Below are 13,017 nucleotides of genomic sequence, written 5' to 3'. Positions count from 1 at the left end.
GCGGTTTCACACAAGCACCGTGCGAAACCGGGAAACGCGGCGGTGGACCCGAAGCGTGTGGGCCCCAGGCCGTGTCAGCCGAGTGTCTCGTCGCCCACCAGGTAGCGTCCGGTACGCCAAAGGGCGGAGATATCGTGCACATCCATCGCGAAGCGGGGCACCTGGACGATGGGGACACCCGGACAGGCGGCCTGGAGCTGGGCGATGCCGGTGCGGTCCTGCTCAGCCATGATTTGCTGCTCGCGCAGCGTCTCTTCCACCTTGGCGCGGCGGCTGGGCGTCAGCGTGGCCGCGTCCGCCCACAGTGCCTCCGTGGGCATGGGGTGCACACGGTTGACCACCAGCGACACCACTTCCATGCGGTGCTGCTTGAGCATCTTGTGGAAGTGGATGGCTTCGTCCATTCGCTCGGGGTGGGGGCTCGTCACCAGCACGAAGCCGGTGTTCGGGTCCTCCAGCAGCTGGCGCACGCCCCGGGCGCGCTCGCGAAAGCCCTCGTTGAGCGAGGAGATGGCGAGCATGAAGTTGGAGAGCTCCTGGAGCATCTCCGTGCCGGTGAACTTGGCCAGGCCCCGCATGACATAGCCGCCGCGGTTGAACAGGGACATCCCCAGCTTGCCGGCCTTGAGCGCCGGGGTGAGGAGCCACTTCGCCGCGTCGTTGTCCAGGAAGTCCAGCACGCGGTTGGGCGCATCCAGGAAGTCCAGTGCGTGCGCGGTGGGCGGCGTGTCCAGGACGATGAGCTCGTAGTTGCTGCTGCGGCGCAGCTCCCACAGCTTCTCCATGGAGATGTATTCCTGGCTGCCCGCCAGGGCCGTGGAGAGCGACTGGTAGAAGCGGTTGGACAGGATGCGCTCGCGCTGCTCGGGCGGAGCGACGCGGGTGATGAGCTCGTCCCACGTCTGCTTCATGTCCAGCATCATCGCGTACAGCGACGCGCGGGGATGGACGCCCAGTGGCTCCAGCGCGGTGGCGGGGACGCGCGTCTCCGCGTTGCCCAGCGCCGTGAGGCCCAGCGAGTTGGCCAGCCGCCGCGCCGGGTCGATGGTGCACACCATGCTGGAGCGCCCATCCACCGACGCGCGCAGGGCCAATGCGGCCGCCGCCGTCGTCTTGCCCACGCCGCCGGAGCCCACGCAGATGAGGACGCGCTTGCCCGCAAGCGCGGGCGACAGGGCCGTCGTGCTCACGCCGCCCCCGTCACGAGAGGTTCGAGGTGCTCCATGACCTGTTCAATCGCCTTGCGCCCGAACTCGGGCGTGAAGAGCCGGGGGACGGGGTAGACGGGCGCGTGCAGGTTGCGCTCCAGCTTCGTCCCGGCGAGCACCGCCTGCGCCGCGCGGTCGTGGTGCGCCTGGGCCACGGCGAGCAGCTCCGGATGGCCCCCCAGGGCCTCCAGGTCCGCTTCGGTGAAGCGCTCCGGAAAGGATTGGTTGAGCACCGCCGCGTGCGTGCGCAGGCTCACCTTGTCCCGCAGCGCCGCGTGCAGCTCCAGCGCCTCGTTCACCGGCATCTCCTCGGGGAGCGCCACCAGCACGGCGGCCGTCACCGCCGGGTCCACCAGGAGGTCGCGCATCTTCTGGGCCTCGCGGGCCATGGGCCCCGGCGGCACCGTTTGAATCAGCACCTGCGGCACGCTGAGGAAGGAGATGGCGTGGCCCGTGGCCGGCGCGTCCATGATGACGGTGTCGAACCGCCAGCGCCCGTCCGGGAGCTTCTCCTGCAGGTGGAACATGATTTTTCCCAGCAGCACCAGCTCCTGCAGGGACGGGATGAAGCGGAGGAACTGGCGCACCAGCCGGTTCTCGAAGACCGTCTTGTAGAGGGTCTCGAAGCGGAGGACCATGAGGCCGTACTCGCGCATGGCCTCCTGGGGGCGCACGTTGACGGCCCAGAGGTTCTGCTCCAACTGGGCCACTTCGGGCCCGGCTTCGGGGCGCTCCAGGAAGCGGCTGACGCGCTCCTGGGTGTTCACTTCGCACACCAGGGTGCGCTTGCCCGCGCGCGCCGAGCGCAGGGCCAGGGCCGCTGCAACGGTGCTTTTGCCGACTCCGCCCTTGCCGGAGACGATCCACAGGCGCTTGTCGAGTAGTCCGGCCATAGAATGAGAGCGGCGAACCGTAGGAATCGTGTTCACAGGAGTCAACGCGTTTGGCCTCGGCTTGTTGCTCTGCTTGACACGTCGCGTTGCCCCCTCGCAGAGTGCGGCGTTTTCTTCAAGACTTCCAGACGGCCCGGTAGGGCTTTGCTCGCGAGGACGCGCGTTTTCATGCTCAAGAACAACCCGGTGATGAAGAAGCTCGTGGAGACGGGCGAGGAGCGCATCGGCAAGCTGGCGCAGCAGCTGCTCTCGAACGAGAAGTTCGTGGCGGCGGTGCAGACGCTGGTGTCGCGCTCCCTGGCGGCGAAGGGCACCTTGGACAGCGCCCTGCGCACGGCCCTGTCCGCCGCGAACCTGCCGTCCACCGCGGACCTGGAGCAGCTTCGTTCGAAGGTGGACGACCTGGAGCGTCTGCTCTCGTCCGTCGAGGGCAAGGTCGACACGCTGCTGGCGGCGAAGTCCCCGAAGAAGTAGTCCGCACGTCAGAAGCCGCCACCTTCTCGGTGGATGAGGAGTGCCCAGGCATGAGGCGCATCGCGTTCATCAATGAGAAGGGCGGGACCTGCAAGACGACCCTGGCGGTGAACACCGCCGCCTGGCTGGCCAAGGAGCGCGGCCTGCGGGTGCTGCTGGTGGACCTGGACACGCAGGGCCACGCGGGCAAGGCCCTGGGCGTGGACGTGCGCACCTTGCCGCGCAACGTGTTTCACCTGCTGACGGACTCGTCGGTGCGCTTCGAGGACGTGGTCCAGCGCTCGGCTCTCGAGGGCCTGGATGTGCTGCCCGCCTACAAGGAGATGGCGGACTTTCCCATCGTGGTGGCCGCGGATGAACGCCGGGCCCACCGGCTGGCGGACCGCCTGCGCGCGGCGGAAGCGGCGGGCTATGACGCCATCGTCTTCGACGCGCCGCCCTCCATGGGGACCACCACGCGCAACATCCTGGTGGCCGCCACCGAGGTGGTGGTGCCGGTGGCGCTGACGTACCTGGCGCTGGATGGCTGCGCGGAGGTGGCGGACACCGTGCGCCAGGTGGGCGAGGCGGAAGGGCGGCCGGACCTTCGCGTCACGAAGGTGGTGCCCACGCTGTACCGGAAGACGGCGCTGGCCACGGCGATTCTGGAGCGCCTGAAGGCCTACTTCCCGGACGCGCTGGCGGCCACGCCGCTGGGCTACGACGTGAAGGTCGACGAGGCCCAGAGCCACGGGCAGACCATCTGGGAGTACGCGCCGCGCAGCCGGGGCGCACAGATGCTGGCCGCCATCGCCGCGGAGTTGCACGGAGAGCCCGCCCCCAAGCGGAGGCGGGCCTCACAGAAGGCCTGAAGCCGCGCGGTTACTCCTGCTTCGGCGGGCTCTTCTGCTGCTCGGCCTGCTCCAGCTTCTTCTCCAGCTCCTCGAGGCGCTGGGTGAGCGAAGCCATGTCGCGGCCAAGCGCGGGCAGGTTGCCGGTGAGGTTCTCCACGACGTGCTTCACGCGCTCGTCGATTCGCCGCTGCCACTCCTCGAAGGCGCGCTGGCTGGCCTTGAGCAGGTCGGCCGGGCTGAGCCCAGCTGCCGCGGCGTTGTCTGCGGCGGTGGTGTCCTCAGGGGGGGCGACGGGGGCTTCGGGCTCTCCCTCTGCCCGGGGGGCGTTCTCGTCCCGGCGCAGGAGCTTGTCGAGACGGGACTCGGCCTCCTCGCGGATGGAGGCGACTCGCGGGGAGACCTCCTTCTGGATGAACCCGGAGATGGACTCGCCGGGGTGGCGGATGATTTCCCGCAGCACCGACAGCGGCATCTGGTTCTTCTTCTTCTCCTCTTCGAAGATGATCTGCGCGAGGGTGACGGAGGTCAGGTCCTCCTTGGTACGATTATCGACAATCCGTACCTCGGTGCCCTCCTTGATCATCGCTGCGATCTCATCAAGGGTGACGTATCGGCTCTCCACGGTGTCGTAGAGCTTCCGGTTCGTGTACCGCTTGATGATCTTCGGCTCCTTGCTCGGAGCGCCTGCTTGCTCAGCCTCGCTCATGTGTCTCTCCGCCCCTTTTGGGCTCGACATCAAGCCACGTGCCCCGCCTGAGTCTCGCAGGGGCGTTTCTCGTAGCAGAGGGGGTGGGGGCGAGCAAGCAACGTGAACCCGGCTCGCCGTGCCTACCCCGTCGTCCTATACTCGTGCTTCCAGCCGGGCCTGCTGAATGATCGTCAAGTGTGAACGGTGCCAGACGCGGTTCAAGATCCCCGACGAGAAGGTGACCGAGAAGGGGGTCAAGGTCCGCTGCACCAAATGTCAGAACACGTTCCGGGTCACCCGCGAGGCCGCTGTCGGCGCTCCGGGCGAGCCGCCAGCCCCCTCCTCGGACGGGCAGGTGGACCCTTTCGCCCAATTTGGGGTCGCGCCAGACCCCACGTCAGTGGACGTCACCAAGCCGGGCTACTTCGAGCTGGGCGTCGAGGCGAGCAAGCCGATGCCTGCTCGCCCCAGTGCCCCCGCGTCGAACTGGAACAGCATGGACGGGGACCTGGGCTTGGAAGACGGTGTTTTCCGGGAGCCCACGCGAATTACGTCGCTGCCGCTGCCTCCCGCCGCGCGTCCGCCCGATGCGCCGGTTGGCCGCGCGCCACCGCCGGGCGCTTTCGTGGTTCCAGGCCCTGAGCGTTCGGGGCGTCCACCCGCCGCAGTGCCTGCGCCCCCTGGTCCGGGAAGCGCACCTGCGCGAGCGGCGGGGGCCCGAGGGGCGGGTGGCTCCGCTGGCATGGAGGACCGCTCCGTGCCTCCCGTCCCCGAGTCCGCTGGGCCCTCCGTGTCCCCGGCCAGTGCTCGCCGAAACGCCGCGCCGCCGGTGGCCGACCCGTTCTCGGAGCTCTTGGGGCCGTCTTCGCCTGCCGAGCCGTCGGCTGCGGCCACGAATGCGCTCCGCCGAAGCGCGGTGACGCCGCCTCCGGGGGGCGCGCCTGCGGGCGCCGTGGCGCTCGGGACGATGCGCCCGGGCGCGGCTCCGCCTCCCGCTGCTCCGCCCGCTTATGGTGGGGACGATCCGTTCGCGTCCATCGACATCGATGATGCGGCAGCGATGCCATCGACGGCCACGGGGGCGCCGCCACCGGTGGAGAACGACCCGTTCGCATCCATCGACATCGACGATGCGACGGTTCCGTCAGCGGCTCCCGGGCTGCCTCGGCCCGTGGGGAGCGACCCGTTCGCGTCCTTCAGCATCGACGATGCAGCGGTTCCGTCGGCGGCTCCCGGGCTGCCTCGGCCCGTGGGGAGCGACCCGTTCGCGTCCATCGACATCCATGCGGCGGGGCCCGCGAAGTCCCCTAGGGCTGCGTCACCTTCAGTCGGAAGCGGTCCTCTCGCGGCGGCCGACATTCACGCCGCCGGGCCCACGAAGCCCTCCAAGGCCGCGTCGCCTTCAGGTGAAAGTGGTCCTCTCTCGGCGGTCGACCTCCATGCGTCGTCGCCGGCCGCTGCGGGCGGCAACGACCCCTTCGCCGCCATTGACCTGCGGGCACCTGCCGCGTCGACCCGGAAGGCAGCGCCGCCGCCTGCCGGGAGCGACCCGTTCGCCTCTATCGACCTCCACGCTGACGCTTCCGCCGCGTCCGGCAGTGGGCCTGTTCCAGGCGGGAGTGACCCGTTCGCGTCCGTCGACCTCCACGCCGACCCTCCGGCCGCGATACAGCCTTCCGCGAATCCCCGGGACTTGTTCGACCTTGGCTCGGACGTGGGCGGGCACGGCGAGGATTCCGGCCTGCTGCCCACGGACACGGGCCGCGCCGCGCTGTTCGGGACCTCGGATGCCTCGGACGCCTCCCTGCTTGGCGATGTCCCCCTCGCCGTGGATGACGCGGAGGCCCTTGGCGTCACCCTGGGCCGGGTCGGGGCACCCAGCGGCGTCCAGCGCGAGGTGCTGGACATGGACGGGCTGCCGTCGAAGCCCGTGGTCACCGTGGCCAAGCCCACCGCGCGTCCCGAGGACGTGGGCATCCCGCAGAGCCGTCCGTCGAGCCGGCTTCGCAAGGCGTTGGGCTTCACCGTCAACTTCGTGTTGGCCGCGGCCCTGGTGGCCGTGCTGGGCACGGTCGGCCGGGTGTATCTGAGCGAGGGTCGCCTGGATGTGTCGGCCCTGTCGCTGGACTCCCTGCGCGCGCTCTTCGTGCCCGCGCCGAAGCCGCTCGTGGCCGTGGATGTGACGAATGGGCTGTACGAGACGCGCGAGGGCCGGTCGCTCTTCTACGTCCGAGGGGACGCGGCGAACCATTCGGACACCGCTGCCCGCATCCGCGTGCGCGCCGCGCTGTATGACGGCAGCCAGCGTGTGGCCTCCGCCGAGGCGCTCGTGGGCGGGGTCCCCACGCCCGAGGAACTCTACGCCGTGGGCTCACTCGACGCGGCCGTGGCCCTGCGCCAGCGCGTCGACGAGGCCGCCGTCTCCGTGGCGCCCGGCGCCAAGGCCCCCTTCGTCGTCATCTTTCCCGAGCACCCCGTGGATCCGGGGGGCTACCGGTTGGAGCTGACACTGGAGCCCGAGCGTTCCAAGGCGGCGGAGGCCGCCCCCCGGCCGGAGTGAGCCACCATGCCCACGCAGGAGGATGCCCGGACCGTCGCGCGCTTCATCCATGCCTTGAGCGGGGGGGCGGAGGTCCGTCGCAAGGCCGCCGCCCGTGAGCTCGCCTGGAGAGATCCGCTCGACTCCAACGAGCTGGTGGGCCACCTCATCGCCCTCTCTCGCGCGGGGTGGGGGCCCGCCTCCTGTGCGTTGTCGGACTTCATGGCCGCGCTCGAGCAGGAGGCCGAGCACATCCCCCACGTGGAGTCGCTGCGGCGGCTCGCGTACGTCCAATCGCTCGACACCGTGGCGGACCTGTTCGCCCAAGGCCCCGCGAAGCTGGAGATGGACGCGGACGCCGCTGCCCGTGCGGACGCCAACGCCTTCTCCCAGTCGCTCGGGCACCTGAAGCAGCAGGCCCGCCTCACGAGGGACCCGGACACCCTGTCTCGCCTGGCCACCGTCAGCAATCCCACCGTCCTGCGCAACGTGCTCATCAACCCCCGGCTCACCGAGGAGCTGGTGGTTCGCATCGCCGCGCGCCGCCCGGCCCGACCCGAGCCGCTCATCGAAATCTGGAAGTCATCCCGCTGGTCCGTGCGCCATGCCATCCGGCGCGCGCTCGTCTTCAACCCCTACCTGCCGCCGGAGACGGGCGCGAAAATCGTCCCGCTGCTCAACACGGCGGACTTGAGGGAGCTTGTCTCGAACGCTGCCCTGCATCCCGCCTTGCGGGCACAGGCCTCCCGGCTGCTCGCCGAAGGCCATGGGACAGGGCCCGCGGCCGCGTCACTCATCCCCGGGCATCGCGGGCACGACTGACGGGCTTCGCATCCTGGGGAGGGGAGGGGCCTAGCGGCGGCGCGGCTGCTCGGGCTCCGTGAACTCGGCGTCCGTGGTGCTGCGGCGGCCCGGAGGCAGCGGCTTCGCATCCACCAGGTCCTCGCCGCGCGACGCCTTGCGGAACGAGTACACGAACTTGCCCACGGCATTGCCGAGCTGACCCATGCGGGCGGCCGAGAAGACCACCAACAGGATGAAGCCGAGGACGATGATTTCTCCGAGGCCGAGGCCCAGCATGATGGAGCACAGTGCAGCAAAGGGCGGGGGGAGGCAAGCCATGCGTCCACCGCCGCACGCCCGGTTGGACTTCTGATGCACGGCGGCGGCCACCCGCGCAGACTGGAGGGCATGCTCCTGCTTGCCCACCGTGGCGCCAGCGCCGATGCCCCCGAGAACACCCTGGAAGCCTTCGCCGAGGCGGTCCGCCAAGGCGCGGATGGTGTGGAACTGGACGCGATGCTCTGTGGCTCGGGCGAGGTCGTCGTCTGTCACGACGAGCGCCTGGAGCGCCTCGCGCGGCTGCCGTGGGAGGTTCGCCTCACCCCGTGGTGGAAGCTCCAGCGGGCGGACGTCGGCTCGCCGCTGGGCTTCGCCCCCGCCCGAATCCCGCTGCTGGAAGAGGTGCTGGAGGCCCTGCCACCTCAGTTCCTGGTCAACATCGAGCTCAAGTGCGAGCGCGCCGACGACGGAGGCCTGGCGGAGCAGGTGGCGCGGCTGGTGCGTCGGCGCGGGCTGGCGGGCCGGGTCGTCATCTCCAGCTTCAACCCGCTGTGTCTCTTCCGCCTGGCGGCCGCGGCGCCGGAGCTGCGCCGGGGGCTGCTCATCGACCCGGACAAGTCCTGGGCCATGCAGGCCTACGGGGTGAGCCCGCTCGTGTCGTCACACTCGGTCCACCCCTTCCACGAGGCCTGCACCCCGGAGCGGGTGGCCGCATGGCGCGCGGCCGGGATGAGCGTGGCGGCGTGGACGGTGGATGACCCCCAGCGCGCCCATGTCCTGGAGCGGATGGGGGTCAGCTACCTCATCACCAACCGGCCGGGGGTGGTCCGTCAGGCCCTGCACCCCGCCGCGTAGCGCTCAGAAGTCCAGGCCGAGCGTGGTGTTGAAGGCGAAGACGGCCGGCAGGCCCCGGTCCACGGTGCTGCCGTTCTCCTCGTAGGAGACGCTGCCCGTGCGCGTCAGCGACAGCTCCGCGCCCAGCTGGAGCACGCCGCCGATGAAGCGGACGCCGCCGTAGATGCGCTGGTTGATGTTGCTGCCGAAGGACACCTTCCGGTACGCGGCGGTATCCGTCAGCGCCACGCGCGAGTCGTCCCCCGTCGTGTCATCGAAGCTGCGGTCCGGGTTGAAGTCGATGCGGCTGGACGTCGCGCCGACGAAGCCCAGGTCCAGGCCGCCGTAGGGCGTCAGCGTCACCATGCCGCCCAGCGGGAACTGCTTGCCCACGCCGAAGTCCAGGCCCATGACGGTGAGGCCCAAATCCCGGGCGCCGAACAGCTTCGTCACGTGTCCGCGCACGCCGAAGTCGGGCAGGTAGGTGAAGCCCTCGTTGGCGGCCCACTTCAGCTCGCCGGTGGCCACCACCTGGCTGCTCTTCTCCACCCAGCCCACGCGCCCACCCAGCTCCAGCGAGAAGGGCAGGCCCTTGCGCGCGTGGAAGGAGGGGATGAGCACCGTGGAGGGCTGCTCGTTCTGCGTGGGGATGTTCACGCTGCCGGGCAGCGACACCACGGAGAGCTCCGCGTTGATGGCCCAGGCCGAGTGGCCCGTCGTCTCCGGGGGCATCAGGTTCACGGAGGTGATGGCCGCGCCCATGATGCGGGCGAAGGCCTGGAAATCCGCGTCAGCGGACGCCACAGGGTTGTCGCCCGTGGGGTTGCCGAACCGCGCGATCTGCAGGTCATTGGGCGCCGCGACAACGGACGCGCCTGACGCCCAGGCCGCGAGGGCCACCCACCGACTGAACGTCCGCATTCGAGTCACCGCCTCCAGGGCGCGCGACCGGCCGGTAAGGCGCCCACCGCGCCGGACGCTAACGCCTGCTCGCGAGGAGCGTCAACAAAACGGGCGACCCCTCCCGCGGTCTCCTCTCAGGGAGTCTCGCTGGAAAGGCCGCCCGGAAGGAGGCGGCGCGCCAGGTGGGCGCGGGGCGCCTACTGCGGCTGCGGCTTGCTGGAGGGGCTCCCGGTGGGGGACGCCATCTTCTGGGCGACCTCGGCCGGGCGGCGGCGGATGACCAGCGTGCGGCGGCTGGCAAAGTCATTGTCCTCGCGCGCCACCACCAGCACGTTGTTGTTGCCCTCCTTCAGCGCGAACTCCGTGGAGAACTTCAGCGTGTTCGGCTCGGAGCCCTTGGGGTCCACGCCCTTGAAGTAGACCTTCTGGTCGTTCACCAGCACGTAGACGTCCAGGAGCCCGTGGGGGTCCGTCACCACGCCGGAGAGCGTGAACTTGTCCCCGTTGGCCACCAGGCCGCCAGCGGCCGGATCCACGTCCAGGCGGATGTCGGGCGGCCGGTGGTTGGTGACCAGCGTGACCTTCGGCGCGGTGGCCTTGCCCGTCTTCAGCTCCTTCGCGTCCTGGCTGCGCACGAAGGCGAAGCGGTCCTTCTCCAGCTCCACGCGGTAGTAGCCCTTGGTGACCGCCTCGGCGGGCAGCACCGTCGTCCCGCTCAGCTTCGCCACTGCGCGCGCGCCCTGCGCGGGAGCGCCATACAGGTCCACCTTGTCGCCCACGCGGACGAAGCCCTTCTTCGGCTCCATCGTGGCGATCGCGGCGTCGGTGACGGGGAGCTCCAGCTTCTCCATCACGAACTCCTCGAGCGGCTCGTCGATGATGGCCAGCTTCAGCGGGAAGGTGTTGCCCTTGAAGCCCTTCTTCACCTCCAGTTGGAAGCGCGCCGTCTTCGTCTCACCGGGCTTCAGCTCGCCCAGTTTGAAGCGGCCCTTCTCGATGAAGATGTTGGCGTCGCCGCCATTCTTGATCTGCGTGAAGGAGTCGAGCGCCGTGCCGGTGCCCGCGTTCGTCACGTCCAGCAGCACGGAGACAGTCTCCCCACGCTGCACGGTGCCGTCGCCGTTGCAGGTGGCGCAGTCGTCGATGACCTGCCAGTTGAAGGCGAAGGCGGGGCGGGGCAGCTCCACGAAGTTGAGCTCGGCCACCCGCGTCTCAGGCAGGGCGCCGTGGTCATCGAAGAAGCGCACCGTCACGTCGTCGCGGCGGCTGGTGAGGTCCTTGGGCAGGCGCACCTTCACCTTCCACGTCTTCTTCTCACCCGGCGCCAGCGCGCCGAACAGGAACTCGCGGCGGTCCAGGAAGGCGTTGTCGCTCTCCGTCCAGGCGCGCACGCGCTTGAGCGGCTCGGTGCCACGGTTCTCCGCGGTCAGCGCCATCTCCATCACCTCGCCCGCCAGAATCTTCGCGTCCGGGCCCGGCGTCAGCGACACGGCCATCTGCACGTTCTTCGGCGTGGGACCCGCGCTCCAGTCCACGCCCAGCGCGGCGATGGCGGCGTTGATGCGGGACTCCTCCTCGGCGCGCTTCTGGTCGATGAACGCCTTGCCCTGCTTGAGCTGCTCCTTGCGCGTGGTGGCCGGAGCGCGCAGCACGAAGTCGCGGGCGAACTGGACCTCGAAGTCCTCCTTGATTTCCTCCTGGGCCTCGGCGTCGAGCTGGTCGTCCAGGTCCTCACCCATGCCGGCCACGTCCACGTCCAGCAGCGGGTCCTTGTCCCCGTGCTTCTTGGCGTTGGCGGCCGTCTTCGGCGCGGCCTTGCTCTCTTCCTTCTTGGCGGTGGCCTGGGCCTGCTTCTCGTCCACCTTCAGGTACTTGAGGCTCTCCAGCGGCTTCTCGCGGTCGAGCACGTCCTCGCGCTTCTTGGCGACGGTGCTGGAGTCCGGGTTGCCGAAGTGCTGGTCCAGGTCGGCCTCGCCCATGGAGCGGCGCGGCGCGAACACGTCCACGCGCTCATCGGTGGCGCGGGTGGGGACCAGTTGGATGTCCGGGACGATACCGACCTCCTGGATGGAGACGTCGCCCGGGGTCAGGTACTTGGCGATGGTCAGCTTCAGCGCGCTGTCATCCGGGAAGTCGTACAGCACCTGCACGCTGCCCTTGCCGAACGTCTGACGGCCGATGATGGTCGCGCGGTCGAGGTTCTTCAGCGCGCCGGCGACGATTTCGGACGCGGAGGCGCTGCCGGCGTTCACCAGCACGGCGATGGGGTAGCTGTCCTCGCCATCCGTGGCGCGCGCGCGCTTCTCCTCGCGCAGCTTGTCGGACAGGCCCACCGTCGCGACGATGGTGCCGCTGGACAGGAACGTGTCGGACACTTGGATGGCCTGCTCCAAGAGGCCGCCCGGGTTGCCGCGCATGTCGAGCACCAGGCCCTTGAAGCCGCCCTTCGCGTCCGCCTGCTTGCGCAGCTGCGTCAGCGCCGCCTCGAGGTCACGGGTGGTGTTGCCCTGGAAGTTTTTCAGGCGGATGTAGCCCACGTTGTTGGAGAGCATCTTGTGCTGCACGCTCTCGATGGAAATCATGGCGCGCGAGAGCGTCATGATGCGGGGCTTGTCCCAGCCGTCGCGCTCCACGGTAATCGTGATGCGGCTGTCCACCGGGCCGCGCAGCTTCGACACGGCCTCGTTGAGGTCCATGTTGACGGTGGACTCCTCGCCAATCTTCTTGATGCGGTCGTCCTTCTGGATGCCGGAGCGGTGCGCGGGCGTCTTCGGGATCACCTTGACCACGGTGAGGTTGCCTTCGCGCATCTGGATGACGAAGCCCAGGCCGCCGAACTCACCCTTGGTGGACAGCTTCATCTCCCGGTACAGCTCCGGGCGCAGAAGCACCGAGTGCGGATCCAACGTGGACAGCATGCCGTTGACGGCCGCGTACTCCACGTCGCGCGTGTCCTCGATGGGCCGCATGTTCTTCGACAGGAAGTCGAAGACGTCCTTGAGCGCGAAGGACATCTTCCACAGCGAGTCCACGTGGGCGATGTCGAACTCGCGCTGCTTGCCGTTCACGTTGACGTTGAGCTTGCCCGTCTCCGCGTTGCCGTCCACGAGCACGTCGGGAACGCTCTTCTCGACGTACTCCAGCGAGGCGATCATCATCTCCTTCGGCTTCACCCGCTTGGGGTCGACGTAGTTCTCCTTCACGTAGAGGATGACCTTCGTCAGGACGCGCAGGCTGTTGAGGTCGTGCGGGGCCTTCTCGCCTTTGACGGCAGGAAGACTGCCGTCCCACGAGCCTTGCCCGGCCTCGGCTGCACCCATGGTCAGCGGCAAGGGAGCCCGGTCACTGCCCACCAGGGCCCAGGCGCCGAGGAGCACGGCAACGGCTGTGATTCGGCGGAGGAAACGCGGCATTTGGTTCATCCAAGCTGGGGCGCGCTGTCCGGCACCCCGGGTGTGGCGAGAAGCCTTGAGATTTCGACCGTTTATACCGAGTAGGCGAACACTGTAAGCGGCCGGGCAAGCCTAATCACGGGCTCCTGGTGCTTCAAGGCATCGCCTCTCTGCTGGTGGAGCAGAACGTC

Annotated in this window: 11 protein-coding genes and 1 pseudogene; 6 read left to right on the top strand and 6 right to left on the bottom strand. The window is 69.2% G+C overall.

Annotated features, from left to right (window positions below):
• Window positions 1-74: 74 nt before the first annotated feature.
• Both BHS09_RS29860 and BHS09_RS29855 read right to left on the bottom strand, forming a co-directional pair.
• Window positions 75-1,190: an ArsA family ATPase gene (locus BHS09_RS29860; RefSeq protein ID WP_140794818.1), complete on the bottom strand. Its 1,116-nt coding sequence runs from the start codon at window positions 1,188-1,190 to the stop codon at window positions 75-77.
• The gene (locus tag BHS09_RS29855) at window positions 1,187-2,101 is read right to left on the bottom strand and encodes an ArsA family ATPase (RefSeq protein ID WP_026113791.1); all 915 of its coding nucleotides are present in this window, start codon (window positions 2,099-2,101) and stop codon (window positions 1,187-1,189) included. Before BHS09_RS29855 ends, BHS09_RS29860 begins: the two co-directional genes overlap by 4 nt.
• A 168-nt stretch (window positions 2,102-2,269) precedes the next feature.
• Here BHS09_RS29855 and BHS09_RS29850 point away from each other — a divergent pair, with 168 nt between their 5' ends.
• Both BHS09_RS29850 and BHS09_RS29845 read left to right on the top strand, forming a co-directional pair.
• The gene (locus BHS09_RS29850; RefSeq protein WP_020478456.1) at window positions 2,270-2,575 is read left to right on the top strand and encodes a hypothetical protein; all 306 of its coding nucleotides are present in this window, start codon (window positions 2,270-2,272) and stop codon (window positions 2,573-2,575) included.
• A gap of 50 nt (window positions 2,576-2,625) precedes the next feature.
• The gene (locus BHS09_RS29845) at window positions 2,626-3,426 is read left to right on the top strand and encodes a ParA family protein (protein WP_140799714.1); all 801 of its coding nucleotides are present in this window, start codon (window positions 2,626-2,628) and stop codon (window positions 3,424-3,426) included.
• Window positions 3,427-3,436: 10 nt separating this feature from the next.
• Here the strand turns inward: BHS09_RS29845 and BHS09_RS29840 are convergent, their stop codons facing one another.
• Complete coding sequence (locus BHS09_RS29840) at window positions 3,437-4,114, bottom strand: polyhydroxyalkanoate synthesis regulator DNA-binding domain-containing protein (protein ID WP_140799713.1); 678 nt, start codon at window positions 4,112-4,114, stop codon at window positions 3,437-3,439.
• 166 nt (window positions 4,115-4,280) lie between these two features.
• Here BHS09_RS29840 and BHS09_RS39980 point away from each other — a divergent pair.
• The 3 genes and pseudogenes from BHS09_RS39980 to BHS09_RS29830 form a co-directional block, all read left to right on the top strand.
• Window positions 4,281-4,379 (top strand): annotated as a pseudogene (locus BHS09_RS39980) (zinc-ribbon domain-containing protein); the annotation flags it as partial.
• 474 nt (window positions 4,380-4,853) lie between these two features.
• Window positions 4,854-6,656: a hypothetical protein gene (locus BHS09_RS29835; protein WP_237080482.1), complete on the top strand. Its 1,803-nt coding sequence runs from the start codon at window positions 4,854-4,856 to the stop codon at window positions 6,654-6,656.
• A gap of 6 nt (window positions 6,657-6,662) precedes the next feature.
• Window positions 6,663-7,457, top strand: coding sequence for a hypothetical protein (locus BHS09_RS29830; RefSeq protein WP_140799711.1), 795 nt, complete (start codon window positions 6,663-6,665; stop codon window positions 7,455-7,457).
• Between the two features lie 30 nt (window positions 7,458-7,487).
• Here BHS09_RS29830 and BHS09_RS29825 read toward each other — a convergent pair whose 3' ends face one another.
• On the bottom strand, window positions 7,488-7,757 hold the full coding sequence (locus BHS09_RS29825; RefSeq protein ID WP_011555762.1) for a twin-arginine translocase TatA/TatE family subunit: 270 nt from the start codon (window positions 7,755-7,757) through the stop codon (window positions 7,488-7,490).
• A gap of 69 nt (window positions 7,758-7,826) precedes the next feature.
• Between BHS09_RS29825 and BHS09_RS29820 the strand changes: the two genes are divergently transcribed.
• Complete coding sequence (locus tag BHS09_RS29820; RefSeq protein ID WP_140799710.1) at window positions 7,827-8,552, top strand: glycerophosphodiester phosphodiesterase; 726 nt, start codon at window positions 7,827-7,829, stop codon at window positions 8,550-8,552.
• A gap of 3 nt (window positions 8,553-8,555) precedes the next feature.
• Here the strand turns inward: BHS09_RS29820 and BHS09_RS29815 are convergent, their stop codons facing one another.
• Window positions 8,556-9,452 (bottom strand): hypothetical protein, encoded by an 897-nt coding sequence (locus BHS09_RS29815; RefSeq protein WP_174258932.1) that lies wholly within the window; start codon window positions 9,450-9,452, stop codon window positions 8,556-8,558.
• Between the two features lie 179 nt (window positions 9,453-9,631).
• Entirely contained in the window at window positions 9,632-12,856 is a 3,225-nt protein-coding gene (locus BHS09_RS29810; protein WP_140799709.1) for an MXAN_5808 family serine peptidase, read from the bottom strand.
• Between the last annotated feature and the right edge of the window lie 161 nt (window positions 12,857-13,017).

Source organism: Myxococcus xanthus (genome assembly GCF_006402735.1).
Taxonomy (GTDB): domain Bacteria; phylum Myxococcota; class Myxococcia; order Myxococcales; family Myxococcaceae; genus Myxococcus; species Myxococcus xanthus_A.
The sequence above is the reverse complement of the archived record's forward strand: the minus strand, read 5'-3'. Positions and strand labels throughout refer to the sequence as shown.

Coding starts and splice junctions, on each gene's coding strand:
- BHS09_RS29855 (WP_026113791.1), bottom strand. CDS start 2,101: ATGGCCGGACTACTCGACAAGCGCCTGTGGATCGTCTCCGGCAAGGGC.
- BHS09_RS29850 (WP_020478456.1), top strand. CDS start 2,270: ATGCTCAAGAACAACCCGGTGATGAAGAAGCTCGTGGAGACGGGCGAG.
- BHS09_RS29845 (WP_140799714.1), top strand. CDS start 2,626: ATGAGGCGCATCGCGTTCATCAATGAGAAGGGCGGGACCTGCAAGACG.
- BHS09_RS29840 (WP_140799713.1), bottom strand. CDS start 4,114: ATGAGCGAGGCTGAGCAAGCAGGCGCTCCGAGCAAGGAGCCGAAGATC.
- BHS09_RS29830 (WP_140799711.1), top strand. CDS start 6,663: ATGCCCACGCAGGAGGATGCCCGGACCGTCGCGCGCTTCATCCATGCC.
- BHS09_RS29825 (WP_011555762.1), bottom strand. CDS start 7,757: ATGGCTTGCCTCCCCCCGCCCTTTGCTGCACTGTGCTCCATCATGCTG.
- BHS09_RS29820 (WP_140799710.1), top strand. CDS start 7,827: ATGCTCCTGCTTGCCCACCGTGGCGCCAGCGCCGATGCCCCCGAGAAC.
- BHS09_RS29815 (WP_174258932.1), bottom strand. CDS start 9,452: ATGCGGACGTTCAGTCGGTGGGTGGCCCTCGCGGCCTGGGCGTCAGGC.
- BHS09_RS29810 (WP_140799709.1), bottom strand. CDS start 12,856: ATGAACCAAATGCCGCGTTTCCTCCGCCGAATCACAGCCGTTGCCGTG.